28 protein-coding genes and 2 pseudogenes are annotated in these 26,470 nt (G+C 60.2%); 13 read left to right on the forward strand and 17 right to left on the reverse strand.

The annotated features are described in order from the left end of the window. Positions 1-178 precede the first annotated feature (178 nt). The gene (locus BLR29_RS20890; RefSeq protein ID WP_092139079.1) at positions 179-1,042 is read left to right on the forward strand and encodes a sulfurtransferase; all 864 of its coding nucleotides are present in this window, start codon (positions 179-181) and stop codon (positions 1,040-1,042) included. 88 nt (positions 1,043-1,130) lie between these two features. Here BLR29_RS20890 and BLR29_RS20895 read toward each other — a convergent pair whose 3' ends face one another. From BLR29_RS20895 to rpsP, 5 genes are all read right to left on the reverse strand, one after another. Then, a complete protein-coding gene (locus BLR29_RS20895) occupies positions 1,131-1,811 on the reverse strand; it encodes a CoA pyrophosphatase (protein WP_092139081.1) in 681 nt (226 codons plus the stop codon). Between the two features lie 200 nt (positions 1,812-2,011). Beyond that, complete coding sequence (gene rplS, locus BLR29_RS20900; protein ID WP_092139082.1) at positions 2,012-2,401, reverse strand: 50S ribosomal protein L19; 390 nt, start codon at positions 2,399-2,401, stop codon at positions 2,012-2,014. A 76-nt stretch (positions 2,402-2,477) separates the two neighbouring features. Next, on the reverse strand, positions 2,478-3,260 hold the full coding sequence (gene trmD / locus BLR29_RS20905) for a tRNA (guanosine(37)-N1)-methyltransferase TrmD (RefSeq protein WP_092139084.1): 783 nt from the start codon (positions 3,258-3,260) through the stop codon (positions 2,478-2,480). A 48-nt stretch (positions 3,261-3,308) separates the two neighbouring features. Next, the gene (gene rimM / locus BLR29_RS20910; protein ID WP_092139086.1) at positions 3,309-3,977 is read right to left on the reverse strand and encodes a ribosome maturation factor RimM; all 669 of its coding nucleotides are present in this window, start codon (positions 3,975-3,977) and stop codon (positions 3,309-3,311) included. A gap of 52 nt (positions 3,978-4,029) precedes the next feature. Then, positions 4,030-4,281, reverse strand: coding sequence for a 30S ribosomal protein S16 (gene rpsP, locus BLR29_RS20915; RefSeq protein WP_092139088.1), 252 nt, complete (start codon positions 4,279-4,281; stop codon positions 4,030-4,032). Positions 4,282-4,459: 178 nt separating this feature from the next. Here rpsP and BLR29_RS20920 point away from each other — a divergent pair, with 178 nt between their 5' ends. The 5 genes from BLR29_RS20920 to BLR29_RS20935 all read left to right on the forward strand — a co-directional run bounded on the left by BLR29_RS20920 (position 4,460) and on the right by BLR29_RS20935 (position 8,173). Further along, positions 4,460-5,590 carry a PQQ-dependent sugar dehydrogenase gene (locus tag BLR29_RS20920; protein WP_092139090.1) on the forward strand — a complete coding sequence of 377 codons (1,131 nt, stop codon included), beginning with the start codon at positions 4,460-4,462 and terminating at the stop codon, positions 5,588-5,590. A gap of 185 nt (positions 5,591-5,775) precedes the next feature. Continuing rightward, positions 5,776-6,183, forward strand: a complete 408-nt coding sequence (locus BLR29_RS20925; protein ID WP_092139092.1) for a hypothetical protein — start codon at positions 5,776-5,778, stop codon at positions 6,181-6,183. Between the two features lie 266 nt (positions 6,184-6,449). After that, a complete protein-coding gene (locus BLR29_RS32505; protein WP_176861009.1) occupies positions 6,450-6,599 on the forward strand; it encodes a hypothetical protein in 150 nt (49 codons plus the stop codon). Positions 6,600-6,697: 98 nt separating this feature from the next. Next, the gene (locus tag BLR29_RS20930) at positions 6,698-7,189 is read left to right on the forward strand and encodes an NINE protein (RefSeq protein WP_092139184.1); all 492 of its coding nucleotides are present in this window, start codon (positions 6,698-6,700) and stop codon (positions 7,187-7,189) included. A gap of 45 nt (positions 7,190-7,234) precedes the next feature. Further along, entirely contained in the window at positions 7,235-8,173 is a 939-nt protein-coding gene (locus BLR29_RS20935; protein WP_092139094.1) for a LysR family transcriptional regulator, read from the forward strand. Between the two features lie 209 nt (positions 8,174-8,382). Here BLR29_RS20935 and BLR29_RS20940 read toward each other — a convergent pair. Further along, positions 8,383-9,261: pseudogene (locus tag BLR29_RS20940) on the reverse strand (PA0069 family radical SAM protein); the annotation flags it as partial. A 147-nt stretch (positions 9,262-9,408) separates the two neighbouring features. On the opposite strand from BLR29_RS20940, the gene BLR29_RS20945 reads away from it, so the two are divergent. Further along, complete coding sequence (locus BLR29_RS20945; RefSeq protein WP_092139096.1) at positions 9,409-10,494, forward strand: PA0069 family radical SAM protein; 1,086 nt, start codon at positions 9,409-9,411, stop codon at positions 10,492-10,494. 562 nt (positions 10,495-11,056) lie between these two features. Next, positions 11,057-11,446, forward strand: coding sequence for a hypothetical protein (locus tag BLR29_RS20950; protein ID WP_092139098.1), 390 nt, complete (start codon positions 11,057-11,059; stop codon positions 11,444-11,446). 195 nt (positions 11,447-11,641) lie between these two features. Here BLR29_RS20950 and BLR29_RS32510 read toward each other — a convergent pair whose 3' ends face one another. Together BLR29_RS32510 and BLR29_RS20960 are read right to left on the reverse strand one after the other, a co-directional pair. Continuing rightward, complete coding sequence (locus BLR29_RS32510; protein WP_176861010.1) at positions 11,642-11,803, reverse strand: hypothetical protein; 162 nt, start codon at positions 11,801-11,803, stop codon at positions 11,642-11,644. A 239-nt stretch (positions 11,804-12,042) separates the two neighbouring features. Further along, positions 12,043-12,714 carry a hypothetical protein gene (locus tag BLR29_RS20960; RefSeq protein WP_092139102.1) on the reverse strand — a complete coding sequence of 224 codons (672 nt, stop codon included), beginning with the start codon at positions 12,712-12,714 and terminating at the stop codon, positions 12,043-12,045. A 407-nt stretch (positions 12,715-13,121) separates the two neighbouring features. Here BLR29_RS20960 and BLR29_RS32045 point away from each other — a divergent pair, with 407 nt between their 5' ends. The 3 genes from BLR29_RS32045 to BLR29_RS32055 all read left to right on the forward strand — a co-directional run bounded on the left by BLR29_RS32045 (position 13,122) and on the right by BLR29_RS32055 (position 14,486). Then, a complete protein-coding gene (locus BLR29_RS32045; protein ID WP_143018489.1) occupies positions 13,122-13,496 on the forward strand; it encodes a DUF6173 family protein in 375 nt (124 codons plus the stop codon). 198 nt (positions 13,497-13,694) lie between these two features. Next, the gene (locus BLR29_RS32050; protein WP_143018490.1) at positions 13,695-13,910 is read left to right on the forward strand and encodes a hypothetical protein; all 216 of its coding nucleotides are present in this window, start codon (positions 13,695-13,697) and stop codon (positions 13,908-13,910) included. Positions 13,911-14,015: 105 nt separating this feature from the next. Further along, the gene (locus BLR29_RS32055; protein ID WP_143018491.1) at positions 14,016-14,486 is read left to right on the forward strand and encodes a hypothetical protein; all 471 of its coding nucleotides are present in this window, start codon (positions 14,016-14,018) and stop codon (positions 14,484-14,486) included. 57 nt (positions 14,487-14,543) lie between these two features. On the opposite strand, the gene BLR29_RS20965 is transcribed toward BLR29_RS32055, so the two are convergent. From BLR29_RS20965 to BLR29_RS20975, 3 genes are read right to left on the reverse strand one after another with little or no spacing between them, the layout of a single operon-like run. Beyond that, entirely contained in the window at positions 14,544-15,272 is a 729-nt protein-coding gene (locus BLR29_RS20965; RefSeq protein WP_092139104.1) for a PIN domain-containing protein, read from the reverse strand. Further along, positions 15,269-15,922, reverse strand: a complete 654-nt coding sequence (locus BLR29_RS20970; RefSeq protein ID WP_092139106.1) for a hypothetical protein — start codon at positions 15,920-15,922, stop codon at positions 15,269-15,271. The genes BLR29_RS20965 and BLR29_RS20970 overlap by 4 nt, the downstream gene beginning before the upstream one ends. A gap of 56 nt (positions 15,923-15,978) precedes the next feature. Further along, a complete protein-coding gene (locus tag BLR29_RS20975; RefSeq protein WP_143018492.1) occupies positions 15,979-16,410 on the reverse strand; it encodes a hypothetical protein in 432 nt (143 codons plus the stop codon). Between the two features lie 474 nt (positions 16,411-16,884). On the opposite strand from BLR29_RS20975, the gene BLR29_RS20980 reads away from it, so the two are divergent. Both BLR29_RS20980 and BLR29_RS20985 read left to right on the forward strand, forming a co-directional pair. Beyond that, complete coding sequence (locus BLR29_RS20980) at positions 16,885-17,784, forward strand: DNA adenine methylase (RefSeq protein WP_255371338.1); 900 nt, start codon at positions 16,885-16,887, stop codon at positions 17,782-17,784. A gap of 301 nt (positions 17,785-18,085) precedes the next feature. Continuing rightward, positions 18,086-18,562: pseudogene (locus BLR29_RS20985) on the forward strand (DUF1348 family protein). A gap of 40 nt (positions 18,563-18,602) precedes the next feature. On the opposite strand, the gene BLR29_RS32060 reads toward BLR29_RS20985, so the two are convergent. The 6 genes from BLR29_RS32060 to BLR29_RS21015 all read right to left on the reverse strand — a co-directional run. After that, positions 18,603-20,693 (reverse strand): hypothetical protein, encoded by a 2,091-nt coding sequence (locus tag BLR29_RS32060; protein WP_143018493.1) that lies wholly within the window; start codon positions 20,691-20,693, stop codon positions 18,603-18,605. Positions 20,694-23,410: 2,717 nt separating this feature from the next. Beyond that, positions 23,411-24,010, reverse strand: a complete 600-nt coding sequence (locus BLR29_RS20995) for a hypothetical protein (protein ID WP_092139113.1) — start codon at positions 24,008-24,010, stop codon at positions 23,411-23,413. Continuing rightward, a complete protein-coding gene (locus BLR29_RS21000; protein ID WP_092139115.1) occupies positions 24,007-24,738 on the reverse strand; it encodes an SCO family protein in 732 nt (243 codons plus the stop codon). Before BLR29_RS21000 ends, BLR29_RS20995 begins: the two co-directional genes overlap by 4 nt. Positions 24,739-24,744: 6 nt before the next feature. Then, positions 24,745-25,347, reverse strand: coding sequence for a c-type cytochrome (locus BLR29_RS21005; RefSeq protein ID WP_255371339.1), 603 nt, complete (start codon positions 25,345-25,347; stop codon positions 24,745-24,747). A gap of 16 nt (positions 25,348-25,363) precedes the next feature. Further along, positions 25,364-25,975, reverse strand: a complete 612-nt coding sequence (locus BLR29_RS21010; RefSeq protein WP_092139117.1) for a cbb3-type cytochrome c oxidase subunit II — start codon at positions 25,973-25,975, stop codon at positions 25,364-25,366. A gap of 16 nt (positions 25,976-25,991) precedes the next feature. Then, positions 25,992-26,470: cbb3-type cytochrome c oxidase subunit I (locus BLR29_RS21015; protein WP_176861011.1), on the reverse strand; the 479-nt coding region annotated here is incomplete at its 5' end.

Below are 26,470 nucleotides of genomic sequence, written 5' to 3' on the forward strand. Positions count from 1 at the left end.
CTCCCCCCGCCCCGGCGACCGAGACTTTTCGTAAAGTCATGTGGCTTCACACGCCACGCATGACCGATCGGCCAAGTTGGGATTACCCGCCCGCGGCCGCCCTGACAGGCTATAATTTCGCCTTTCCAATCAGGCAGTTACTGCGCGACCCTCCGCGCAGGCCGGGTACCGTCGTCCTATGCAGATCGTCAACATTTCCGCTTACAAGTTTGTCACGCTCGACGACATCGAGACCCTGCGTCCGGAAATGCGCGCGCGCTGCGAGGCCGCCGGCCTCAAGGGCACGATCCTGCTCGCCCCGGAAGGCATCAACATGTTCCTGGCAGGCTCGCGCGAAGCCATCGACGGTTTCATGGCCTGGCTGCACGCGGATGCCCGGTTTGCCGATATCGCGCCGAAGGAAAGCTTGTCCGAAAACCAGCCATTCAAGCGGATGCTGGTGCGCGAGAAGAAAGAAATCATCACGATGAAAATGCCGCTGATTCGCCCAGAGTCGGGTCGTGCACCGTCTGTGCGACCGGCGGATCTCAAGCGCTGGCTCGACCGGGGCCATGACGATAACGGCCGCCCGGTGGTGATGCTCGATACACGCAATGCGTTCGAGGTTGCGGTCGGCACGTTTGAGAATGCGGTGGAATACGACATCGCGAAGTTCAGCGATTTCCCGCCGGCCGTGGCCGCCCACAAGGCGGAGCTCGAGGGCAAGACCGTCGTGTCGTTCTGCACCGGTGGCATCCGCTGCGAGAAAGCGGCGATCCATATGCAGGAAGTGGGCATCGACCACGTCTACCAGCTCGAAGGCGGCATCCTGAAGTATTTCGAGGAAGTCGGCGGTAGCCACTACAAGGGCGACTGCTTTGTCTTCGACTATCGGACGGCTCTGAATCCCGAGCTGGAACCGGCGGGTCCGGTACAGTGCTTTGCCTGCCGGGCCGTTGTCACGCCGGAAGAGCAGCAGCACCCGCACTACGTAGTGGGTAAGCAATGCCCCCATTGTGGGCCGACCGCCGCGGCAAATGCCGCTCACGTCGCCGCGGCCTGATCGCGCGGACAAGCCACCCCGCGCGCCCCGAACCTACGTCGCACTCACGCGTCGCATCCGCCTCGCAGCGCCCCACGTTGCCGTGATCTCAGGCAGCAAGCAGGTGGTAAAGGTTGCGGATCATTCCCGCCGTCGCGCCCCAGATAAAGCGATGACCGCCGCCTTCGCGTGGATACGGCATCGCGTAGAACTGCCGTTCGCCGTCCACCCAGCGCAGCAGTCGCCGCTCGTGGCGTGACGGGTCCATCAGGAACGCCAGGGGCACTTCAAAGATATCGGCCACTTCGCCCGCGTCGGGCTGCAGCGTGAAGCCGGTGCGCACCAGCCCGACAATCGGGCTGACGTGGAAGCCCGTGCCGGTAATGTAGTCCGGCAACGATCCCAGCACCTCGACATAATCGCGTCCGAGCCCGATCTCTTCCTCCGTCTCACGCAAGGCCGTGGCAATGCGATCCGCATCGTAGGTTTCCTGGCGACCACCGAGAAAACTGATCTGGCCCGCATGGGCATTCAGATTGGCATTACGCTGGGTCAGCAGAACAGTCAGGCCGTCCTTGTGCTCGACCAACGGTACCAGCACGGCGGCCTCGCGCAGGCCGCGCGTCTTGTCGTAGACGCGGGATTCATCGGTCAGTTCTGGTTCCCACGCGGGCGGAGATAGCAGCCGGTGCCGGATGAAGTCCGGGCGCATCCGGGGCGCGGAAAGCGGTGCACGACTGTCGTCCGTCTCAATGACGGGCAGCGTTTCTGGATCGAATATGGGGCGCATAACGTCAACAAGTATGACAGATGCGCAAGATGTGGCGGTGCAGCACGAGCAGCGTGAGGTGCCTGCGATGGCCGTGATATGCGGATCTGATGCGGCCGAGCAACGCCGCACACTTCGCGCGCCCCAATGCAAAAAGGACACCCGAGGGTGTCCTTTCCGAAACCATGTCATGCCGGTTGCCCGACACGGCAGGAGTTGCCTTACTCGGCGGCAGCAGCCTTCGGTGCCTTCGAGACCAGCTTTTCCTTGATACGTGCGGACTTGCCCGAGCGCTCGCGCAGGTAGTACAGCTTCGCACGACGCACGTCGCCGCGACGCTTCACTTCGATGCCGGCGATCAGCGGCGAGTACAGCTGGAACGTACGTTCCACGCCTTCACCCGACGAGATCTTGCGCACGATGAAGGACGAGTTCAGGCCGCGGTTACGCTTGGCGATCACCACGCCTTCGTAGGCCTGCACACGCTTGCGGGTACCTTCCACCACGTTCACGTTGACGATCACGGTGTCGCCAGGTGCGAATGCGGGGATGGTCTTGTTCGCGGTGAGACGCGCGATCTCTTCCTTCTCGATCTGCTCGATGATGTTCATCGTTTTTTCTCCTTGACCATCGTGCCAGCGTTGTATGCCCCAGGACATGCCTGGGCCCCGGCAGAGGATGGGATTTTCACTTGGCGGGAGCGAACTCCCGCCCTGCTTTCGCCGTCCACTCCGACAAGAACTTCTCGTCGGCCTTGGACAACAAACCTTGCTTGCGCGCAGCCACGATCAGGTCGGGCCGCTTGCTCGCGGTATTGGCCAGCGCCTGTTGACGCCGCCATTTCTCAATCTCGGCGTGATGGCCCCCGAGCAGAATATCGGGAACCCGCACACCTTCGTATTCTTCCGGCCGCGTGTAGTGCGGACAATCCAGCAGGCCGTTCACGAAACTGTCCTGCACCGCCGATTGCGCATCACCCAATACACCGGGCAGATGCCGTACCACCGCGTCGATTAGCGCCATCGCGGGCAGTTCGCCTCCGGACAGCACAAAATCACCGAGGCTGATTTCCTCGTCCACCCGACGGTCAATCAGTCGCTGGTCGATTGCCTCATACCGCCCGCACAACAACACCAGACCTGGCCGCTGTGACAGCGACATCACCTTCTCGTGTGTGAGCGTGGCGCCCTGCGGCGACATCAGCACCACGTGCGGCTTGTCGACACCCGCCTGCGACTGCGCCGCTGTGGCGGCATCAATCGCATCGTCCAGCGGCTTGGCCAGCATCACCATGCCAGGACCACCGCCGTAGGGGCGATCGTCGATCGTGCGGTAATTGTCGACGGTAAAATCGCGCGGATTCCAGGCCCGCAGCGCATAGCGCTGCTGCTTGGCCGCCCGGCTGGTAATGCCCCAGTCGGTCAGCGCGCGAAACATCTCGGGAAACAGCGTGATTACATCGAACTGCATCCGCGCCTCCCATGGTGGCCCGTCAGGCGATCTGCCCGGCGGACAACTTCAGTAGTCGAGCCCCCAGTCCACCACGATCCGCTTCCCGGCGATGTCCACCGTACGCAGGAACGCGTCGACAAACGGAACCAGCCGCTCGGCGGCCTTACCGTCCGGCAGCGTATACGCCACCTGAAGGAGCTGGTGAGCGCCGTTGTCGATCAGGCCGGACACTTCGCCGAGCGTTTCGCCCTGCTCGTTGACCACGGCACAACCGATCAGGTCGACCCAGTAAAACTCATCCTCTTCCGGCGCGGGAAAATCCGCACGCCGGACCCAGACGCGACGCCCCTTGAGGGCTTCGGCCACATTGCGGTCCGACACGCCGGTGGCTTGCGCCACCACGGTACCGCTATGTTCCCGCGACTGGGCAATCTTGACGCTGACCGCCTCGGCCTGCTGGGCCGGCGCCGATACCACACCGGCCTGTGGCGCACGAAGCAGCCACCAGCGGCGGGCGTGGAGCAATGCGGAGGCGTCGTCGGCATGCGGCAGGACCTTGATCCAGCCCCGGATACCGTAGGCCGCACCCACATAACCTACCTCGACGAGATCGTCGGGCAGGCTGTCGGTGAACAGCAGCGTGGCAGGTAATTTGGCCGGCTGGCCAGGCGCCCCGCCTTGCGTGGCGGCTTGCGGCCGGTTCAGCGGCTTGCGGCCGGTTATATTGCCAGTCACGTGGACGGTGCGTCAGTCGCGCGCCATCAATGGCAGCGCGTCATCGCAACAATCAGGCAGCGGCCTTGGAGGCTTGCTTGACCAGGCGGGCAACGGTCGGCGACAGTTGAGCGCCAACGCCTTGCCAGTAGGTCAGGCGGTCCTGCACAACGCGCAGACCTTCTTCCTTGCCCGAAGCCAGCGGGTTGTAGAAGCCAATACGTTCGATGAAACGGCCATCGCGACGGTTGCGCGAATCGGTAGCAACGATATTGAAGAACGGGCGCTTCTTGCTGCCGCCGCGAGCCAGACGGATTACGACCATGGGGTTATTCCTCGAAAAAACGGGGGGTGTGCGAACACGAAACGCAAGAGTATAGCCCAATTCCCGAGCCCCAACAAACACTTAGGCCCTTCCCGCGACGCGCCCTCCAGCCTGTGCGCTGTTGACGCAACACGCGGGGCGGGGCATCGTGGCAAAAACCCCGACGAGCGAGGCTGTCATGCGCCCCAATCCGCACCCCGGAAACGCCGTCCGTGCCGTCGCGGCACTTGGCCTTGCCTGGTCGATCCTGTCGGCGCCGCCCGCGCGGGCGGCCTTGCCGCTCGACCAGATCCGCCTGCCCGCAGGCTTCCGCATCGAAGTCCTGAGCGACGATGTGCCCGGCGCGCGCGGGATGACATTCTCGCCCGCCGGCACGCTGTTCGTGGGCAGCCGCGGCGAGGGCAAAGTGTACGCGCTGCCTTCGCCGCTGGCGCCAAACCCGAAGGTACGTGTCATTGCATCGGGCCTGACAATGCCGGTGGGCGTCGCCTTTCGCGACGGCGCGATCTACGCATCGTCGACCTCGCGCATCGTCCGCCTCGACAACATCGACGCCCAACTGGACAAGCCTCCCAAACCGGTGACGGTCACCGACCGCTTTCCGACGGAAACCCATCACGGCTGGAAATTCATCGCCTTCGGCCCGGACGGCTATCTCTACATACCGGTCGGCGCGCCCTGCAATATCTGCGCACCCGACGAGAATCGCTACGCCAACATCATGAAGATGAAGCCCGATGGCTCCGACCTTCAGGTGGTGGCGCGCGGCGTACGCAACACCGTGGGGTTCGACTGGCATCCTGCGACGCATGAACTCTGGTTCACCGACAACGGCCGCGACTGGCTGGGCGATGACCAGCCCGATGACGAGCTCAACCGCGCCACCCGCACCGGCGAACACTTCGGCTACCCCTACTGCCACGCCGGCACCATCGCCGACCCCGAATTCGGCAAGCAACACCCTTGCTCTGCATTCGTCGCGCCGGTGGCGAAGCTCGGGGCGCACGTGGCGGCGCTTGGCATGCGCTTCTACACCGGCAAGCAGTTTCCCGCCGAATACCGGACAAACAACGTCTTTATCGCAGAGCATGGGAGCTGGAATCGAACCGAGCGCAGCGGCTACCGGATCGTGCGCGTGGTGCTGGACGAGAATGGCCGCGCCGTGCGCCAGGAGGTCTTTGCCGAAGGCTGGCTGCAAGGCGGCAAGCCATGGGGGCGGCCCGCCGATGTCCAGGTCGCGCCCGACGGCTCGCTGTTGGTCAGCGACGACATGGCCGGCGTCATTTACCGCATCCGCTACGCCCCTTGAACAGCGCCGCAAAACCGCGCCAGTCCGTGCAGCGCATGGCGATTCAGGGAACGCCGGAAGCATGGCAAAAAAGGCGAAACAATCCGTTACACCGGTAACGGGATTCGCATAGGCGATCACAAAGCCCCTGCGTACCATGAACCCATTCCTGACTCTTTCCCCCTTCCAGGATCTTGGGATCTCGCATGCTTACCCGCCCCCACCTGCGCCTTCTGGTGGCTGGTATTCTGGCCGCATCCGGCCTGATTGGCAGCATTGCCACCGGCCATGCACAAGTCGCTTTCTGGCAACACGCGCGCTCCGATGCCTCGGTGCGCATGAGTCGTGCGACCGGCGGCTGGGAAATGGCGAGTGTGCGTGCAGAAAGCCGCGACCATGTGCGCGCGCAGATCGAGCGGATGGAAGCTCGTGCGCGAAACGATGACCGGCTGAGTGGACGGCCCGCCGGCGCCCCGGTCCGTGACGATGATCGCACGGTGCGTCAGCCGCAGGATCGCGGCGGCCAGACCGATGCCACATTGCGCAGCAGTGACATGCGACCGACCAATGCCGGCCCCGGCTGGCAGGCACGTGGCCGTGACGGCGGCCGCTGAAATCCGCCCCGCCAGCCACCTTCATTCTCTACGCGTCACACGACATGATCACGGCCGGAACTCCGGCCGTTTTTGCTTGTCTCTCAGGTTGTGCGTGCCGCCTTGCGGCGTCGCACAGGCTGCCGCCCGGCGCTGTCCGGGGTCCAACAGCGTGCCGTCGTTGCGCAGACGGCAATCGACCTGACCTGCCTCTGCCCGGTACCCACTGCTCCGACTCCACTGTCGGGCGCGGCCTCCACAAGAACAAAGACTTGTCGAGGTTCATCATGCCACCCCTCCTGACCGACCTGGCCCGGCACTCGGGACAGTTGTCGCTGTCTGTCATCTTCATGTTGTTGCTCACGCTGGTGCTCTACGGCGAAACCCATATCGCCACCACCCTCTCAGGCCTGCTGGCCGGTATCTGGCCGTCCTGACGGTCTCCGGACCCTGCGCGGGGCGGCGTACAATGTGCGCCGATGCCGTCGGCATCCACCGGTTCCCTCCGATCTATCCTGTCGATTGCCAGCCCACGATGCCAGCCGCCAGCCAAGCCCCCGCCCTTGCCAAAGAATCCGCCCGCCCTGCCAGCGGCAAATCGAAGCTGATCACCGTCGCGCTCGCCTTTCTGTTCGGCAGCCTCGGTGTGCATCGTTTTTACCTGAAAGGCCTTGGCGACAAATTTGGCTGGGCCCATCTGCTGGGGACATTGGCCGGTGCGATCGGCATTGCCTCGCTCGTCACCGGCGCAGGCAGCACGGCGCTGAACTGGACCTTCGCGGTCGTCGGCGGTACCTCGCTGATCAGCGCGTTCCTCACCGCGATCGTCTTCGGCCTGCGGCCTGATGACAGATGGGACGCGCGTTATAACCCGCACGGCAAACCCACCCGCTCGGGCTGGCCAGTCGTGATCCTGGTCATCCTGTCGCTGCTGATTGGCACCGGCCTGCTGATGGCAGGCCTGGCCATCAGCTTCCAGACGTTCTTCGAATCGCAGGTCGAGGCCGCCAAGGCCCTTTCACAGTAACCTCGCAGTCACTCGGCCCCGCTCACGCCCGCGAACGCATCGCCGATGCACTTCGACCTGCTCGATATCGCGGTCTTCGTGCGCGCGGCCGCCCTGGGCAATCTCTCCGCCGCCGCACGCGACCTGGCACTCTCGACGTCCACCGCCAGCGCACGTCTGGGCAGGCTCGAAGCACAGCTCGGCACTCGCCTCCTGCACCGGACCACGCGCCGGCTTTCGCTCACGGGTGACGGCGAGCGCTTCCTCGAGCACGCCGAACAGCTGCTGGCAACCGCCGACCTGGCCGCCCAATCCGTGGGCCGTGGCGCGGACGCCCCATACGGCCAGCTGCGCGTCACCGCCCCGGCATCGTTTGGCCGCCAGCATGTCTCGCCGGCGATTCCCGCGTTCCTGGCTACCTACCCCGGCATCACACTCGATCTTCGCCTGACCGACCAGGTCGTGGGGCTGGTCGATGCCGGCATCGACGTGGCGCTGCGGATGGGTGCCCTGCACGATTCCACACTTGTTGCGCGCCCGCTCGCGCCCAGTCACCGCGCGATCTGCGCCTCACCCGCCTATCTCGCCCGCCGCGGCACGCCACGTCACCCGGAAGACCTGCACCATCACAACTGCCTGGTGCTTGGCGACCAGGCCACCTGGCGCTTCGATACGCCGGTTGGCGAGACCGCCATTGCCGTGCGCGGCAACCTCCGCGTCGACAACGGCGAGGTCATCCGCGACGCCATCCTGGCGGGCATGGGCATCGCGCTCAAATCCACGTGGGACGTCGCCGGCCAGTTGCGCCGCGGCGAACTCGTCACCGTGCTTGACGAGTATCCGGTGCTGCCAGTCGTCTCGATCTGGGCGGTGTATCCCAGCCGCCACCTGGTGCCTGCCAAGACGCGCGCCTTTGTGGACTTCTTTGCCGCGTATTTCGGATCGCCACCCTATTGGGATCGGGGAGACCCTCCTCCCGCCGTGCAAATCGCCCATACTGCTTAGGTCCGAGCCCGATGGTCACGTGGCATTGCCCTGTCGTGACAGGACGATGCAAAGGAGCTGCAGATGGAACAGCCGAGCTATGAGGAAGGACGTCTGGCGGCAATCGCCGTCAGGCTGGCCATGTCGTCAGGCCTGCCGGTGGCCAGTGCAAAGGCGGCGCTGGAACTCGCATGCCGCATGATCGGCGACCAACAGGCCGATAGTGGCACTCAGAACAAGGAGCCTTGCGCATCGTCGGCCAACTTCGGCCGCCCGGTGGGCCTTGGGGGCGGTTTGAAGCGCGACGTGTCGAGTTCGAACCGGTTATAGCGATAGCCGAGCCGGTCCGCCAGCTTGTAGAAACGCTGCCGCATCAGATCCGCCCAGATACCCGTGCCGCGCATGCGCGAGGCGTAGTCGGCGTCATAGTCCTTGCCGCCCCGCATCTCGCGCACGCGGTTCATCACCCGCTCGGCACGGTCGGGGAAATGCGTCTGCAGCCATTCCTGGAACAGCGGGCGCACTTCCCACGGCAGGCGCAACACGATGTAGTTCGCATACACCGCACCGGCTTCGCGTGCGGCTTCCAGCACCCGCTCGATGTCGGGTTCCGTAATGAAAGGGATGACCGGTGCCACGCTGACCCCAACCGGGATGCCCGCGTCCGTCAGCGTCCGGATCGTGCGCAGGCGGCGGGCGGGCGTGGCGGCGCGCGGTTCCAGCGTGCGGGCGATGCTGGCATCGAGCGTGGTGATCGTGACTGCGGCCACGGCCAGGCGCTGGGCCGCCATCGGCGCCAGCAAATCGATATCGCGTTCGATCAGTGATGACTTGGTGATCAGGGCAACCGGGTGGTCGGTCTCGTGCAGGACTTCGAGGATGCCGCGCGTGATGCGCTGCTCACGTTCGATGGGCTGGTAGGCGTCGGTGTTGACGCCCAGCGCGATGATCTCGCACCGATAGGAGGGCCGCGCCAGGGTCTCGCGCAATCGCTCGGCTGCATTGGTCTTGGCATACAGCTTCGTCTCGAAATCCAGGCCTGGCGACAGGTCGAGATACGCGTGCGTCGGCCGCGCGAAGCAGTAGATACAGCCAATGTCTATGGTCCGTCATTTTGTTCACGTTAGTTGATAAGTCTCTGAGCTATCAACCTTTCCAGGCGCTTCTTCTATGCGCGTGTTCCGAAAAACGAAAGTTGTCATCCACCGCCCAATACTGTATATATATACAGTGAATTGAAGCTGGAAGGAGCGCTCATGACGTCACTTCGCCCAGGACTCCGCAAGGGCCGAGGCGCACTGACCAACGTGGAATCTAGATTCGACGATTGGGGTAGATTGCCTGATGACGATGCCCTCGCAGCCATTTTGGAGCTTGAGGGTGAACGCCCCGCGCGCAAAACAACTGTAGCATTTGAAGACGCGAAATCAATTATTTCGCGGAACCAATCGCCTGACGTCCCGTTCGACCAATCGATTAATGCATATCGTGGATGTGAACACGGTTGCTCATATTGTTTTGCTCGCCCCACGCATGCGTATTTAGGACTTTCTCCCGGCCTTGATTTTGAGACCAAGCTCACCGCAAAACCAAATGCCGCTACACTTCTCGAAAAAGAGCTTTCGAAACGAACCTATATACCCAGCGTAATTGCTCTCGGGACCAATACCGACCCATACCAGCCGATTGAGCGAGAGCATCAGCTGACGCGCAAAATCCTTGGCGTCCTGGAGGCGTTCAATCACCCCGTCGCAATTACCACCAAGTCGCATCTCGTGACACGCGACATCGACATCCTTTCGCGGATGGCCGAGAAGGGGCTTTCTCGCGTCTATCTCTCTATCACCACGCTAGACGCAGAGCTTGCACGGAAGATGGAGCCCCGCGCCAGCACCCCACCAAAACGAGTGGAGGCGATTCGCATGTTGACTGCCGCCGGAATACCCACCGGCGTATTGGCAGCCCCGATGATTCCCGCGCTCAACGATTATGAGCTGGAGAACATCCTAACGGCGTCGGCAAATGCTGGCGCGACCGCTGCTGCCTACGTCTTGCTTCGACTTCCGCTGGAGGTCCACGACATCTTCATCAATTGGCTGGAGCAGCATTACCCGGGTCGCAAAAACCATGTCCTCAGTATTATTGAGAACATGAGGGAGGGAAAGCATTACGACGCCGAGTTCGGACGGAGGATGCGGGGCACGGGCATTTTCGCAGAGCTGATTACTAAGCGATTTGAGCTCGCGTGCAAGAGGCTCGGCCTCAACCAGGAACGCAAGAAGCTGCGAACCGACCTATTCTGCGTACGGGTTAAACCATCTCCGCAGGGAAGCCTATTTTAGACAGCCACCATACTTAGCGATTTTTCTTGCTCAACTTTGCGCCAGAAGGTCTGCTACTTCAACGTCTAAGTGCATCGCCATCCAGAACCAAGAACGGAGTGTCGAGACATGCAGACCTGTGGATATCCTGTGAATAAGCAGTGGACAACCTGTGAATAGTCGAGGCAGCCCTTATCCATGAGTTGTCGACTAGTTTGCGCAAGGTCGACCAAGCTGCCGCCAGGCGATCGAAGGAAAGTGGAGTGGCCAGCGAGAGCATGAATCCTCCATCACGCGATTGCTCGCTCCCTGAAACGTGTCTTATGACGCACAAATATACGCGTCGCAGCGCGATTGACACCAAATAACATGATCCGCCACCAAAAGTATTACTATTGACACCTGAATAATGGCGGAGCACAATTCGCCCTGCCCAACAAGGGGCACTTGAGCTGTAACAACACTGCTGAACCGCTGTACCCCCCGTTACGCCTGCATAAGGCATCCACGTCGCGCCCGCTTAGGGTTTTCTATGAACAACGCCCCGCATAGGGGCTAAGCGATTTCATCGCAAGGATCCACCATGAAAAAAGCTCGCCGTACCGCCCGCCAAACAGCACTCCTTCTCGCAATCAATGCGAAGCTGTACGAAAACGAGCGCAATCGCCAAGTGACTCGATACCGGTTCGCATATGACACGCTGCGGAGGATTTCGAATCGGACAGCGCTGCGCGAGAGCTTCTTCGAAAAGCTCGAAGAAGAGCTCGAGGACCTCAATTGGCTGCTTATCCGGCTGGGGGAGCAGTTTGCAATCATCGCGCTGGACAAGGCCGATTCGTGGGTCAAACTGAGCTCGAAGCGTCTGGGTGCGGACCCGGACAACAACTTCCTCGCCATGTCGGATGACGAACTTGAAGAGGCCCACGACAAGTTCTATCCGGTGGCAGATGATTCGGAAACCGCAGACGACTAAGCTTTAAACTCCGAGCCGGCTTACGCCGGCTCTGTTGCCCCAGCTGAAGCTAGCCTTGAGCGTTTGTTCACGGCCATGACAGGCCCCGCGCATCGAACGCGGATTACTAAGATGCGCTGAAGGAGAATTGACACTCGACACACTGCAAGTTGTCGAGGACGTGGTCGTCGATGGCTTTTCCCGCTGTCGCTCCAGCTAGCGCGCCAGCTGCTCCCGCCGCGAGCGCTCCGAAGAGTCCACCTGCAGCAGCGCCAACTGCTGCGCCAACAGGCCCAGCCAGAAGTCCAACCGCGGCACCAACTTCAGCCCCGCCGGCAGCGCCTGCCCCGACTCCAGCTGCGCCCGCAGCGAATCCAAGCGCGCCACCAGTCTTCTGTCCCAGGTTCTTTTTTACAGTGTTGCCTCCACACTTTGGACACTTTTCGGCCATGACGTTTCCCGTAGATTTGATTGAGTGACACCAACCGACGTTGTATCGGACCAAGATGTGAGTTCTGAACCCTCACTTGTGGGGGAGCTGACGCAAGATTTCCTGGGCATGCTGACCTTGGCTAGGCGCTGTTCCAAGCCACCGTTGGTTAGAATCGGCTCATCCCTTAAGGACACTTGCGGTCGGGATCCGCACCCAGCATTGGCTCAATGATGAATACAGCTCTGCCGGTTTTCTCGTCTGCAGTCATCCAGGGCGGTGGAAAGTAAACTAGACCGTTCTCCTTGACCAAGCTGAAGCATTCACGGAGCTTGCAGTAGTAGTCGTAGAACTGCTCGTCGCCTGTGAACCATAGCTCTGCATCCCATTCATCAAAGTCGGCGCTCAGCTTCGCGCAGGCTGCCGGGCCGAAACACATCCCCCTGACGCCATACCGAAGGAGCTCCCAGAACGGCCCCCGCCCATCGGTTTCCGGATACTTTTCCTTGTCCATCACCAAGTCGGAAACTTCGTTGCAGAATTCGATGATGCGCCGAGGGCCACCGCCGAGCTTTACTCCCACGGTCAACTCAACGAGCTTCGCGCACCAGTCGAAAAAATAGTAGTCGGACGAATACTCGAATAGACAATAGTGACTTAAGTTGTTCCACTCGTACTGGTAGATGGCCCCAATCTCAAGTCCATCCGCCAACTGCGGGTAGTCTGGCGGCGCTACGGCAAGTACAACGTTCTCCATCGTCTTGCCCGTAACGGGGTCCTCATCCCACCGCTGCGGATTGCGCGGTTGCTCTCGCTTCTTCAGGCCCTCACATACAACCATGTAGTTTTGGTTGGTCATTGTTACTTCTCACTCCAGCAAATATTGGCAATGCCGAACTCAGCCCTTGGGGCGTCACGCAGAAAAACCCCATGCGCGCGTGGCGCTGCGACTGTCGCCTCGGCTCTCGCACACCACGCGAGGTGACATGCGGAGAGGTATATGTGCGCGGAGCAATGATGACGGAGCAGCGACGCCCGATTTGCACTGAGCTCGCCAAAGGCAAATTGGAATTCGGCCTGCCTTGCGCGGAGTTTTCGAGACGAAAACTAATTTGTAACAGAAACGAATCTGTGGCTCGAACCAGCGTACTTGCCCGACCTGATGCGCGCGGCCTGGCCGATTCCCGCTGAAGCGGGATGGCCCCAGTGCTTGCGCTTTGATAGGCTCGTCTCCTCAACCAGAGGAGGAGCGCTTTATGAGTTTGGATGATTTCAGCAGCAGGCTACAGCAGATGGGGGAAGCTGACAACTAAGCTTTCGGACGTTTCTCCCATCCTACGCCCACCGCCAGCGCCAGAGGTTCTCGCTTTCAATAGCTTGGTAACTCGTATAAGAGAGTTCGAAGCGAACTTGGCAGAAACGGAGACTGTAGGTGCGATGTTGGCTTCTTTCGGCAGCTCCGTGCATCTCCAACTAAGAACGATCTCGCGGCAAGGGCAATTCGTCTGCTTGGAGGGAACAACAGAGGATGGTGGCGAAGCAACGCTGGTGCAGCACTACACCCAAGTATCTGTGTTACTTGTGAAAGTTACTGTTGCTGAACCAGCGCAGAAGCGGCCTATCGGTTTTTCGAGTGAGTGAGGACGCGTGCCCTACTCCTACCCCCGACCACATCGCCGATAGGCAAGTGGCAACATCCTGCCTCTTGCCTCGGCCCCCGGCGCTAAGGGGTAATATCCTGCCGCTTGCAGCGATGTGCCTCCCCATTGAGGCCTGCCGCGGTTGACTTCATGGGGCTACACTCCATCGATGAAATCGTCGAGTAGTAGATAACCAGCCATGAGCATTACAACCTTTCACGAGGGCGACAAGAGCCGCGCCATCTGCTCGCATTGCGCCAAGATGGTCAGCACGACTTTCGTTCGCCGTGACGTTCAGTTTAGCGACGGCAATGGATTCGCAAGCAACGTTCTGGTCGCAGTCTGCGACAAGTGTGGCGACGTTGTTGCAACGCCCGCACAGTCCACACCGGCCTTTCGAGCGGCGCGCTCGTAGTTTCAGTCATATCCCCCGCTTTGGGAGGGGTGAACCTTAGGGAGAATGGCACGATATCTATGGAATCCGTCAACGACAGAGGTCCAAACCTAGGAGAACAAGAAAATGAACTCGCATCGAGATGCTTGCCGACGACAACATCGGGTCCTTGGACACTTCCTTGCCATTCAAGCTTGGCTTCGAGGCCTCGATTGCATTGTGCTGGGCCGCGCCGATCTGGAAACGTTCCTTGAACTTGAGCGGTTCAAGGCTGAACGCGTCAAATGGCTAATTGAAGATCTTGCTCCTTGGTTCCCCCACTCCAAAGCAATCAATAAGACTCGCGCACCGTCGTCTCTGCATTCCCTCTATCTTTCCCGCTTAGACTTGAGCTCCCACTTTCCAAAGGGCGCAATGAGCACCACTGAACGCATCAAGGCAATGCCGGCTGGCGGCCCTCGAACAGCCGCGTTCCACGAAGCGAAAAAGGGGTACCGGAGAGTGACGGAAGCCGACATCGTGCGCTATCTAGCGATTCTCGACAGTGGCTTGGAAAAACCAACAACAATGTCCAACGTCCAAATCGTGAAAGCCTGAAGCAGGCGCATTGGAAAAAGGGGCGCCGAAGCGCCCCTGCGACTAAAAAAACACGCACTATGCGCCGCCGCGATCAGGAAACCGAACGCCTAGTTGGTACATTGCCACGCTTAAATCTTGAGCATACCGCATACCTAACGGCGCAAACTCGGCCTCCAAATCAGCTCGCAGGTCGCTCGTATTTGCATCCCGATAGTCTTGGGTGTTGGAGGACGCAAACACGATTGAGGACGTAAGCCCTGCATCCCGAAGCGCCCTAGCAACATCCAGGTATGTTTCGATAACGAGGCAATCCATCATCGAATCCTTCCCTAACCGGGCCGGAGCACGAGCATCGTGCACACGCCTACCTGCACGAGCATAGAATCCTTCCTCCACAGGGACTCTCGTACCCGCCGCCATGTAACGGTCAACCACTGCACGAGCTCGCTCAGCATGACCTTCGAGGTGGGTAAGCACTAGCGCAGGAGCCTGTGTGTACTGCGCCGCAATGTCGGAAACGCGCTGGATCCGCTTGCGGAAGGCACCAATGAGCGTCTCGGCTTCCGCTTCGATGCGATCGGCGTGGTTGTCGAACTCGCGGTGTACCTGCTCGCCTATCAGCAAACTCACCGAACTCTCAACTTCAACCGCCTCCAATAGCCGGATCGCCGACTTGCTTCGGGCCACTGTACTTGTGTCGCGGGTCGGATCTCGCATGATGTCAAGAACCGTGCAAGTGTCCAGACAAAGGACCGGCACATTTAGGCCGACGATCCTTTCAATGTCTTCACGTGCCAGACTCATTTCTGCTTCGCCTTGTCGTATGCTTGCAGCAAGTCCCCAGCGAAGTCGTATTCCAAAGCCAATTCAGATGCTACCGTCTCCGGCCAGTCCCAGGCTTCCACCAGCCATCGCTCAAGGAACTCAGTCGTGAGCTCTCGCTCCACATCGTTGTGCGCGGCAATCAGAAAGCTAAGCCATCGTGCCTTGTCCATCGGGTGTGATGCCCCGGTTGACTTATTGGCAGCAAAAGAAAACTGGCCAAGCTTCTCCGCAGCATCCTTCGACAAGCAGTCGTAAATCGAAATATAGGGTTCGGTGAGTTCTAGCGTTGCACTAGTTCCGCGAAGCGCTGGTCGAGCCACCTCTTCAACGAAACTCTGCAAAAGTGCGTTATACGTACCTTTATCGAACTGACTACGCTTGCGCGGTACGATGTTCGAGACTTGGAGGTTTGGGCCAATGTCCATTAACCAAAGAGTGGCTTCGTCGGACATATAGCGAATAGGCTGCGGAGCGCCTGCCCAAGAATGCACGCGCGAACCTTCAGCATGGTCGAGTTCCCATATCCCCTGCCTCGGGAGTGCCAGTTGTTCTCGCAGCAGTTCTTTTTCGCCCTCCGATACGGAGATCAAAAGGTGCTGAAATACTTCGAGTCTATCGGTGTTTTGCATCAGAGTTCCCCAACTCGTTCGCTGGATTGTCAATACCTGCAATGATACTCTGCCGTTCAAACTTGCCCGGCAACCCGTATGAATTGCAAGAAATCCTCGAGCGCAGTATGCGAGGTAATGGGCACGAGCCGCCCCCAGCGAGACGTGAACTTGCGCCCCTCGCGTGACACGCGCCGCTCGTTGTTGAGAAACGTCAGCGCGTGTAGTGCCTGCTTATATGAGATGCCTGCGCGCTCTGCCACTTCGTGTCCAGTAAGCAACCGCTCGGCTTCGTTGATGACTTTCAGGACCCTGTCCCGGTTTGTCTTTGCGCGTAGCACTTCGAAATGAAAGGTCAGCGATAGCTGGCCAGCCGCGTCCGCTGCGGCATACTTCCGTGCATAAGCCCCCAATTCCCGCCCCCCGGTAAAAGGGACCCGGATCTGCTCGTACTGCACCCCTAGTTCGCTCGCGGCGTGCGCGGCGACCTTTGTGATGTGTTCGGACATGGTCGTGCCTCCGCGCAGCGAGAACTCGCAGTAGACCTCAGCCACGGCCACGACCCGCCAAGATCTCCGCCTCGCGCTCGTAGATCCAGCCCGTCGGCAGCGCGGCGATATGGGTCTGCTAAACCCGCACAGGCGACCTCGCCCTTGGCTACGCGATGCTGGTGCATCGCCTCGGCAGCGCGCGTAGTGGCGAGGCGCGTTGCGTTGGCCAGGTTATCCTTCGTTGTCAGGCATCCCCATCTTCCAAAAAAAGAAGCCCGTCACATGGCGATAACGGGCTTCGCTCAAACCACGGAGATGAAGAAAGGCACGACCCTGGAGAAGCGCGCCGGGCTCAATGTAAGGCTCCCCCACAAAGCCGGATGTCGGTGTTTCGCTGATTCCGCATCCTCGCCAACTTGGCCGCCTCTCGCTTGGGCCAGAAGCACCTCGACTTCGTGCGAGGCATGAATACGCGGCACACCTATACTGAGGATGCAAAAACATCCTCAACTTCAAGCCGAACAAACCGGCGCTTCTGCCTCCATCAATTTCCCTGCTTCGGCTGGGCCGATTTTGAAGTGGCCTGGCGGAAAGATGCGACTCCTTCCGACGCTCAGGAAGCTGCTGCCAGCAGGTAATCGCCTCATTGAACCGTTCCTTGGCGGCGCAAGCGTGTTCTTGGGAACAGATTTTCCGAGCTATCTCCTGCTCGACGCGCACGTAGATCTCATTGGCATGTACAAGCAGATGGTTGCGCGTCCCGAGCGAATCATCGAGCTGGCACGACCGTTGTTCTCCAAGTACGCCGCGAACGAAGCCATCTACTCGGATGTCCGAGATGCATTCAATCGAGCAGCACCTGCAGACGTCCGGGCCGCCTACTTTCTGTACTTGAACAAGTTTGGCTTCAACGGGCTGTCGCGATACTCGGCAAAGGGCAATTTCAATGTGCCATGGGGTCGGTCCGCCCAGGCGCCAACGCTGCCGGAAGAGAGCATTCGAGCGTTCAGTGAACGTGTGCGAAACAAGGCCGTCATCGTGCAGGGCGACTTCGTGGACGCATTCAAGCTCGCTGTACCGGGCGATGTCATCTACTGCGATCCCCCGTACGTCGACTTGGACGATGCACCATCGTTTACCAAGTACACAGCCGAAGGCTTTCCGCGAGAACGCCAGCAGGAGTTGGCGGATTTGGCTCGCATCACCGCCGCAAGGGGCATTCCTGTCCTTATCTCGAACCACCTCACCATGGAAACGCGAGAACTTTATCGAGGCTCTGAGTGTCACGAAGTGGAGGTGCGAAGAAGCGTGGCAGCGCAAGCGGGGAGCAGAAAATTGGTCGATGAGGGCATATTCGTCTTCGAGGCTTATGACGAGGCAGTATCTCGGTGACGTAGCTATGGCAAGCACGACAACGTTGCGGATCGCCTCGCCGCAGGCTCAACCAGCCGAACGATTCCAACAAGCTGTTGCATTGACCGATTGAATCTGCAGTGCCTTCGTGCCATTTGGGTCGCGACCGTGCGATCTCAATAGCTCGATCCATTTCGCAATCAAACTAGCTCCACGACACGGATTTGCGCTATCGACTCCGCGTCACGCGCATACAGAGGCACGACGCGTCATTCCGGATGAGCGTGACACCTCGAACACGCTCATAGGCAGACCATTTTCGACCGTTCAGGAGAATTCCATGTCCAACATTGAGTCCCGTCCGCCCTTCCCTCCCGTCAACCTGGAAAGCGCTACCGAAAAGGTTCGCCTGGCCGAAGATGGCTAGAACAGCCGCAACCCCGAGAAAGTTGCTCTCGCCTACACACCGGACAGCGAGTGGCGCAACCGCGCTGACTTCGTCAACGGCCGCAAGGAAATTATCGAATTCCTGACCCGTAAGTGGAACAAGGAACTGGAGTATCGCCTCATCAAGGAACTGTGGGCCTACGAAGGCAATCGCATCGCAGTCCGTTTCGCTTACGAATGGCGTGATGACTCGAACAACTGGTACCGTGCCTTTGGGAATGAAAACTGGGAGCTCGATGAGCAGGGCGTCATGCAGCGCCGCTTCGCTTGCATCCACGACATGTCCATCAAAGAGTCGGACCGCAAGTTCTTCTGGCCGCTTGGCCGTCGCCCGGATGACCACCCGGGCCTGTCCTCGTTCGGCTTCTAAGCTGAACGCACATACGAAGGAGCCGGCCGGCTCCTTCGTTTTAGTGGTTGTCCGGCTTATTCTTGTCTTCCTTCTCTTCGTTCTCCGGCTGCTCCGCGATGGCGTCATAATTTCGCCACGTTGCAAACATCCGCCAGGTGGCAGTAGCGTTCAGGACTTCCAGCCAGAATGCCGGGTTCTTCATAGCCGCCAATGTCCCGTTCTTCGTGGCTGTTTTCTTTGAAGCATAGCCAAGCGAGGCCAACCCCTGCGGCAGGCCACCGTCCGCAGCTAGGTCTACGTCGACATTCTCACCAAATGTCAGTGGCGCCGGCAACTTAAGGTCGACGCCTACCACGAGACCGCAATCGTATTCGTGTTCGGTGTTTTCCACATCGACGGACAATGCCCAGCGTCCGCCGCGGAAACGGCACTCCAGTTTCGCGGAGTGCACGATAGCCTTTCCGTTCAGGCTCGTCGACAATTGTTCTTTGGCCGCTGGGAGGAGAAATACCTTCGTGCCCTGCCACACTTCGTATCGAGGTCCCTCACGCGTGGCCTCCTTACAGATCTCCTGCACTGCCCATACGATATCGTCCGTTCGCAGAGGCCGATTGAGACCGACCGTCGGGCTGGCTTTTGACACGTCACGCTCACCGATAACCTCCTGGTTTCCACCGTTGGCATCTGACCTCCACACCGTTACGTGCGCCCCCGGGATCGCGTTTCGTGGCAGGACTGCGGTTGCACCTTCGATAAGAGGGTCGAACAACTCAACAAAGTCCAGGCGAGGATAGTCTTTTACATCGAGGGGCGGTCCCTCGACCCATTCGCCTCCGCACGTTAGCTGCTTTACCCAAACCTTTTGCGGGAGTTCAGCGGCCAAGAATGGAAAGACATCGACACTGCAAAGCGCAGATTTCGCGAACACACGAAGGGACAGTGGCGTAGGACCGCTGCCTGAATCACCCCAAACTTCCAATTGCGCTCCCGGAGTCGTGTTGACGGAAACCGCTCTGGCGCACCGATAGAGATCCGGAATCAACGTCGGTTCGACCGGATCCGCCTTGCCTTTAATTGCGGCAGTGGTCGACGTGGTGAACGTGCACAACGCCAACGTGACTGTGACCGTCTGATTTTCCGGAAGGGGGTCTACTGGAACGTCCCAGACAGTCTTATCGGGTGGAACCATGTTCTCGTACACCGGGCGCCCTGGAACGGCAATCGAAATCCGCGCACCGGGGCGCAGGTTCTCCACGTGGACGAATGGCGAACCAGCGCATGGCTCCGTCACGGCAAGAGATTTTGGCGTCTCTGCTGGTGCGACTATGGTCTCAAGCAAGTCGGATGGATGTTCGTGACACCGCGGCATCGCTTGGGACACAACGATTTTGTCTCCGGAGGCGGGGAATGGCTTCGATAGATTGAACCAAAGTGCATCACGGTCGAAGGTGGCCGTTTCTCTCAAACCATCTGAGGAACGCTCAATCGTGACTTCAGCACCGTCCACGATGCCACTAACATGGACCGCGGAATCACACCCGAGCGGTGACGGATTGCCGACGATTGGTGTGGGTAGCTTGCCAAGCGGCGAACCGAGGGTTGATTTACTAACCGCAATTGGGGCGCCGGTGAGCGGAGGGTGACCCACTGGTGCCGCTTGGGTGGCTTCGACCGCAGTACCCGGGCCAGTGAGCGGTGAGTTCAAGCGCATTCGTGCATTGCCGTCGGAGCCAGCACGGACCTTTTGGGCCGGGTTGCCACCGACTACGACGGCAACCTCGGCGCCCGGAGATGCCCCCTTCAGCCAGATCGCGCGCCCACAACGATATAGGGTTGTAACGAACGCCATCGCAGGTAACTGCTTGTGATCCTTCGGAGCGGCCCCCACCGTAACTGCGGACGCACTCGGAGTACTAGGACTCGTATCGCCCGGGACGCTTTGGAAGGCTACCAACCGCTGCCCCTCCTTTAACGTCCCTGTGACGGGAACGAAATCGCGGCCGCCAACTGCGACGCCTTTGGCCACAACCGTCGGCACCGCTTCGTCCGTCTGCACGATAACGGTGACTCCTGGTAAGCAGCCTTCGACGACAATCGCGTCAAGCCACTCGTTGATGGGGCCTACAACCAATGGGATTCCTAGCGCCATGTTTGCCTCCCTTCATCTTGTTCTCATATCACTTAGCCAGGCTGGCCATTCATGAAACCGGAGCGGAGCCATGGCGCGGAACGTCTAACTAAGGAAGACTGGCTGCTCGAGTGAAGCAAAACAAGAAAAACGGATTTACTGCTGTGTTCGGCCCGGTTTAATTCGTTCAGTTTCTGCAACAGAGTCCCGACACGAAGCGCGCCGCACGACATGGTCGCCTGGCTTCTCGTTGACCAAGCCTGGTGTAAGCCCGTGTCGTGGTATCACACTGTGCCCTTCCCCGGGGATCCGGATCCGTCAGTTTTTGAACCAGCAGCCAGAGGCTACGCGCCCGTGTGGCCTTGCCGGGAGCAAGGTACGCTGAACAAGAAGGTAGGAGCGTTAAGCTCCCCTTAATCCAACGGATTTCCGCGTCACTTGCCTGGCAGACTCGCTGTCTTCCTCTCCGGTCGAAGTACCGCTCACGCCTCTCGACTCTGTCAAGATCCCCAAACTTTGATGAACGGATGAACCAAAAGGCCAGGCAATGAATATGAACGGGCAGCTCAAACTCGAACGCACCGTAAGCAAGTTTCAGATTCAGCGGCGTATGCTCTGTACACCGGATCGCCTGAGTTATGCGCCGAGCTTGATGCGTTCCTACGGGCGGGCACCAACTACGCCGAGATGGATGCTTACCTTAAGCAATTGAAAGCTTCCATTGCGATGAGTCTAGTGTTGGCGTTGATCGGGAGCGGGAGTCTGCTGCAATGTTGAACGACAATGGTTTCGCGCCACCAGGAGGCGTGATATAGGATCACTAATATCAGAGCTGAATAAATCGCAACGCAACTGCTACCTCTGGATGAGTGCAATCGGCCTCGACGCTGCCTATCCTGTCCGCACTATCCAGTCACACTGTCTCCCACGCATCCACCTCAGAGCTACGAAACCGAACCCGCCGGCCATCCTGGGAAAACTCATGCCACTCAGTCACTACGGCGTCCTCATAGGTACCAAGGCTGGCTGTCATCGAGATGAGCCGAACAACTTCGGTCGCTTCTTTCACGGTCACATCGATGTTCTAGCGGGAGGCCAACTCTACAACACAGCTATCGACGTCGACTCGGAGCGGCCGAACGTCCAGATTCAGTGGCGAGTAATACCTCTCCGCGCCAGCGAATGGCGCGGAGAGGTATTACTCGCCACTGCAGATTCAACCGGTCGATGCAACGGATTGATGGAATCGCTCAGCCGGTGTATCGAAGTTTAGTGTCTTGCGTGAACGTTCGTTGAGCCGACTTGCGTTTCCAGAACTCAGTGTCTCTTCACCCTTCACCCCGTCCGTGCGATTTGAGCAAGCCGGTGAAATCGACTGAACCCACGAATAAAAGCGTATTGAATCGGACGACGCTCACGACCTGCGTTTCTCGATGCTTCTTTGGTGTGCACAGGACCATTCTCGTCGCTCAGTCACGATCATGCTGCCCTTCCGAACGTATACTATTAAGTCACTCGTCGGCCGAGCACGAGCCGCCCGACGGTAGGGCCGCCCTTTCCACCTGAAAGGCTTCGGTGGTGACCGCCTCATTGGTCGGCTTGATACGGCAGCGATGAGGGGAGACTGGTCTCTGTGGGGAAAGAGCTGAGATGACCAGCACGCGGGCGAAGATAGCGCACGGCTCGAGATGACTGTCGGACTCGTACTCAATCGAGAACGATGGAAGGCTCTCTACTGTTGTTGTAGGGGGCCTTCGGCATTCCCTTTCATACCTCAAGGAGGATATCCTCACAAAAGCATTGCATCTCCTTACGTGAGGATATGCTTAGGTTATTCCCTTTGAATCTCAACGCAAAGAAAGCGTATCGGAATAACCTTTGTGCCTATGCGCGATCTTGATTTGTCGCTTCTCTCACGTGCGCATTGACCGCTTCGCGGTTGGGCAGCCAGGGAGGACGGGTCTACGGCGCGCATATGTTCGTTTCGCGGCTCCGGTTTCACAGCGAGCCTCGGGGTATGGGTTTCGAATCCCCAATCTCGGGTCTCGGGTCTCGGGTCTGGGTAGGATGCGAGCGCGATGGGCACGCGCCGACGGACCGTACCTCAAGGACTTCGCTACCGATCGAACACATCCCTGCATTCATGGTTTTGATGGAAGCGCGTCTGTACGCGCAGCGCCGAAATCCGTCCGTTCAGGTTGGGCAAATTGGGCGACATCAACCCGCACTAGAACCAGTCAGGCTCGGCTGGCGCCGAGCGCGACTAAGTCGCAAAACACAACGAAGCGCTTACCGACAAGGTGCTCGACGAAGTGGTGCGCTACGGCGACAGCATCAGCGCGGAGCACGGCATGCTCAAGCGCCGCACATTAGCCTACTGGGGTGCCTGCAACCCAACTGCCTACCACAAGGTGAATTCCATGAAGACCCAATACATGTTCCGTATCCTCGTCGCCAGTGTTGCCGTGGCAACCGCTTCCGCCGCTGCTGTTGCGCACGCACAGTCCTTTAGCGATACGCATTCGGTAACTCGGGCGCAAGCCCCAGAAGGATCTCGCGCAAGTCGAGGCTGCAGGCTATGACCCCCATCGCGACAGCAGCAGCTTCCTGGCCGATCTTCAGGCCGCCGAGGCCCGCGTACCAGCCATGAACCAGTCTGCGGCGTCGATGGCATTGAACTGACGACCACTGAGAACGGCAATCTCGCCGGCCGGGACAGTGTCGGCGAAGCCAGCCTATCACATGCTGGTTCCTTCCTTCCGCTGCGCATTGTCATGGCGCAACACCACCCGCAACTTCAGCCACGCCAGCGCGGCAACCATTGCGCCCCAGGCCATCAGGCCGCTCCCTCCGACGATTTGTTCATCGAAGCGATAGCTGACGCAAAGCCGTGCCTCGGCATCGCGATACAGCAGGCCGGCGGTAAATAGCATCCACGCGACGTTGCCGAGAAAGAAGGTGGCCAGCTCCGGGCTCAGGCGCCGCCAGCCCTGCGCGAGCAGCATTCCGGTGAGCAGCCAGCTACCGTACTTCAGTGCCGCGACGCCCGCGTCGAGCAACGCCAGGTCAAGCGCCGCTGGAATCATCCAGAAGGCCGAAACGACCGTAACCAGCGTTGCACTGAACAGTCCGTGGACATCGCATCGCGCCTGCCATGCGGCCAGGCGTGCCGGCGCCCAGGCCGACATCGCCCAGCCCGCCACCAGCAGCAAGGGAAACTGAAGCAGCATATGCAGGCTCATGCTGGCCTCAAACACATGCCGCACGCCTGGCATCAGCCACAGCAGCGGCGAAGCGCCCAGCAAACCGCGCGCGACAGGCGTGACGAGACCCTTCACTGAGGCGCCCCTTCAGCAAGCCGATTGGCCGCCTTGAGCGCCTGCGGCCATTGCCCGTAGTCGAAGATGCCGTGCACTTTGCCTTGGGCGTCGATCAGGTGGATCCCGCCGTTGTGCACGTAGCCACCGAAGCCATCAGGAATGGCGATCAGGCCGAACTGCCGCAGCGCAGCTTGCCCCGCCGCTTCGTCGCGCGGGGCGGCCAGTGTCCATCTGGCCGGATCGGCCTGGTGCCGATTGCCATAGGCCAGCAACGCCCGCGCGTTGTCATGTGCGGGATCGATCGATATTGACAGCAGACGCACTCGTGAAGATGGGTTGGCACTCATCGCTCGCTGCATCTGCTGATACTCGCTGCCGAGCGCCGCGCAGACGGTCATGCAGCGGGTGTAGACAAAGTCCACCAGATAGACCGGCGAGCCCACCGCTGAGGCATCGAAAAGCTGGAACGATCTGCCCTGCGCATCGCGCAGCGCAAGAGCTGGCGCTACCAGCTTGCCTTCCATGGCCGCCTGGCGGCGCAGCGCCTCGAAGGTCCAGGCCTCGAAGCCGTGGGTAAGGTGTCCAGCCAAGGCCGCGAAGCCCGCGAGCGACAGCGCGCACAGGGCCAGCGTCGCACCCAGCCGCGGTGGGCGGCCCGCAGTGACGATCGGCGCCCCTGTCGTTGCGTTTGGCATGGCGGTACTAGCCCGGTCGGACTGGCGGGTTGGAAGGAGCGTTGGCGTCATCGGACATCACGTTGGTGATCCCGGTGCAGGCAGTTCCTTGTCTCCAGCGAAGGGGGCCGTACGCAATTTGTGTTCCTCGCGGGCGCGGGTAACCGTCTCCACCGGCACAGGCGCAGCGCCATTGCCCCACTGCGAACGGATATGGCTGAGCACCGCGGCCAGCTGCTCGTCGCTGAGTTGGTCCTTGAAGGCCGGCATCGCGCCGCTGTAGGTGGTGCCCTTGACGGTCAGCGAACCGGTGATGCCATGCAACACGATCGCCGCGATCGTGCTGTCTCGACCGACCACCCACTCCGAGCCGGCGAGTGGCGGAAACACGCCTTGCAGTCCTTGCCCGTTGGCCTGGTGGCACGCCACGCACAGCGAGGCGAAGAGCGCACCGCCATCGACCTTCCCCGCACCGCCCCTGGCTGGTCCGGACAGTTCAGCCACGGCGCGTCCGTCGCCCCAGTTGGCAGGCTGCTCGATATCAGCGAGCACGATATAGCTGATGCCGAAAGCCAGAAGTAAGCCGGTCAGCACGATCATGTACCACGGCATGGGATTCGTGGCCTCGTGGGGGTCCGAGTTCTCGCGCGCCTGTTGTGGCAGGATGTCGGGATCTTGCACGGTCTATTCCTCAAGTTCAGCGGGTGGCGGCCGACGCCTCGCCCTCGGGCAGAGCAGGCAGCACGGGGTAAGTCCGGTTCAACGACTTCAGGTACGCGACCAGCTCGAGCGCCTCCTGGCGCGCGACCACTCGCTTTCCGACAGGCGCATACCCGGGCGGAAGCTGCACTTCGACCTCGCCGCGCCCGACCTCGTCCTTAGCTTCAAACAGATAACGGTAACTGGGCATGACACTGCCCGGCACATAGGCGCGCGGCTGGTACAGGTGGCCGAGGTGCCATTGCTCGCTGGGCTGGCGCGCACCGATATTGAGCAGGTCGGGCCCGGTGCGCATGCTGCCGAGCAGAAGCGGCGAGTCATAGGCATAGTCGCCGGCGACGCTCGCGCGACCCCACCCCCGCTCGAAGTCCGGTGCGAAACTGCGTGCGCGTGGCTGCTGCGAATGGCAGTAGACACAGCCGTTGGCGATGTAATGCTGACGCCCGCGCAGCTCGACGCTGGTATAGGGCTTGAGTCCTTCGGCCGGCTTGACATCTCGTGCCGTCATATAGGGTACGACCACCAGCGCACTCGTTGCGATGCCGAGCATTGCCATGCCGCCAGCAAACAGTTTTGCTTCGTTTTCCATCTGATCTTCCCTGCGCTTAGACGGTCTTCAGCAATGCGGGCGTGCTGCTGCCGGCCGGCCTGGCGCGTAGCAACATCACGAAATGCGTGACAAAGGCGAGATGACCGAGCACCATCAGCGCCCCGCCTATGCTGCGTGCCCTCAGGTAAGGCAGCGTCAACGTGACCGAATCAATGAACGGGCGGCTCGCGTCCAGCATCGCTTCACCCTGCAGCCAGCCGCCGTAGCTCAGGCTCACGAAGTAGATCGTGATGCCGATCGCAGCCAGCCAGAAGTGCGCGCTGATGAGGAACTGGGATGGCCACTCACGGCCGGACACGCGCGGCACGATGAAGTAGATGGCGCCGAAGAACACCATCGTGACAAAGCCGTACAGCCCCAGATGCGCGTGGCCAACTGTATGGTGCGTGAAATGGACGACCACATTGAGGCTGCGCAGCGCTTCGAAGGCCCCCTGGATCGAACTGACCGTGTACATCAGGCCGCCAAAGCCGA

The organism is Cupriavidus sp. YR651 (genome assembly GCF_900101625.1).
Taxonomy (GTDB): Bacteria; Pseudomonadota; Gammaproteobacteria; order Burkholderiales; family Burkholderiaceae; genus Cupriavidus.

Excerpts from the sequence above, each read along its gene's own strand:
- BLR29_RS20920 (WP_092139090.1), top strand. The coding sequence starts at position 4,460 with ATGCGCCCCAATCCGCACCCCGGAAACGCCGTCCGTGCCGTCGCGGCA.
- BLR29_RS20980 (WP_255371338.1), top strand. The coding sequence starts at position 16,885 with ATGCAAAAACATCCTCAACTTCAAGCCGAACAAACCGGCGCTTCTGCC.
- BLR29_RS32505 (WP_176861009.1), top strand. The coding sequence starts at position 6,450 with ATGCCACCCCTCCTGACCGACCTGGCCCGGCACTCGGGACAGTTGTCG.
- BLR29_RS20945 (WP_092139096.1), top strand. The coding sequence starts at position 9,409 with ATGACGTCACTTCGCCCAGGACTCCGCAAGGGCCGAGGCGCACTGACC.
- rpsP (WP_092139088.1), bottom strand. The coding sequence starts at position 4,281 with ATGGTCGTAATCCGTCTGGCTCGCGGCGGCAGCAAGAAGCGCCCGTTC.
- BLR29_RS20970 (WP_092139106.1), bottom strand. The coding sequence starts at position 15,922 with ATGCAAAACACCGATAGACTCGAAGTATTTCAGCACCTTTTGATCTCC.
- BLR29_RS32045 (WP_143018489.1), top strand. The coding sequence starts at position 13,122 with ATGATTTCAGCAGCAGGCTACAGCAGATGGGGGAAGCTGACAACTAAG.
- BLR29_RS32055 (WP_143018491.1), top strand. The coding sequence starts at position 14,016 with ATGAACTCGCATCGAGATGCTTGCCGACGACAACATCGGGTCCTTGGA.
- BLR29_RS21000 (WP_092139115.1), bottom strand. The coding sequence starts at position 24,738 with ATGACGCCAACGCTCCTTCCAACCCGCCAGTCCGACCGGGCTAGTACC.
- BLR29_RS21010 (WP_092139117.1), bottom strand. The coding sequence starts at position 25,975 with ATGGAAAACGAAGCAAAACTGTTTGCTGGCGGCATGGCAATGCTCGGC.
- BLR29_RS20935 (WP_092139094.1), top strand. The coding sequence starts at position 7,235 with ATGCACTTCGACCTGCTCGATATCGCGGTCTTCGTGCGCGCGGCCGCC.
- BLR29_RS20895 (WP_092139081.1), bottom strand. The coding sequence starts at position 1,811 with ATGCGCCCCATATTCGATCCAGAAACGCTGCCCGTCATTGAGACGGAC.
- rplS (WP_092139082.1), bottom strand. The coding sequence starts at position 2,401 with ATGAACATCATCGAGCAGATCGAGAAGGAAGAGATCGCGCGTCTCACC.
- BLR29_RS20925 (WP_092139092.1), top strand. The coding sequence starts at position 5,776 with ATGCTTACCCGCCCCCACCTGCGCCTTCTGGTGGCTGGTATTCTGGCC.
- BLR29_RS32050 (WP_143018490.1), top strand. The coding sequence starts at position 13,695 with ATGAGCATTACAACCTTTCACGAGGGCGACAAGAGCCGCGCCATCTGC.
- BLR29_RS20965 (WP_092139104.1), bottom strand. The coding sequence starts at position 15,272 with ATGAGTCTGGCACGTGAAGACATTGAAAGGATCGTCGGCCTAAATGTG.
- BLR29_RS20975 (WP_143018492.1), bottom strand. The coding sequence starts at position 16,410 with ATGTCCGAACACATCACAAAGGTCGCCGCGCACGCCGCGAGCGAACTA.
- trmD (WP_092139084.1), bottom strand. The coding sequence starts at position 3,260 with ATGCAGTTCGATGTAATCACGCTGTTTCCCGAGATGTTTCGCGCGCTG.
- BLR29_RS20890 (WP_092139079.1), top strand. The coding sequence starts at position 179 with ATGCAGATCGTCAACATTTCCGCTTACAAGTTTGTCACGCTCGACGAC.
- BLR29_RS20930 (WP_092139184.1), top strand. The coding sequence starts at position 6,698 with ATGCCAGCCGCCAGCCAAGCCCCCGCCCTTGCCAAAGAATCCGCCCGC.
- BLR29_RS20960 (WP_092139102.1), bottom strand. The coding sequence starts at position 12,714 with ATGACCAACCAAAACTACATGGTTGTATGTGAGGGCCTGAAGAAGCGA.
- BLR29_RS32060 (WP_143018493.1), bottom strand. The coding sequence starts at position 20,693 with ATGGCGCTAGGAATCCCATTGGTTGTAGGCCCCATCAACGAGTGGCTT.
- BLR29_RS20950 (WP_092139098.1), top strand. The coding sequence starts at position 11,057 with ATGAAAAAAGCTCGCCGTACCGCCCGCCAAACAGCACTCCTTCTCGCA.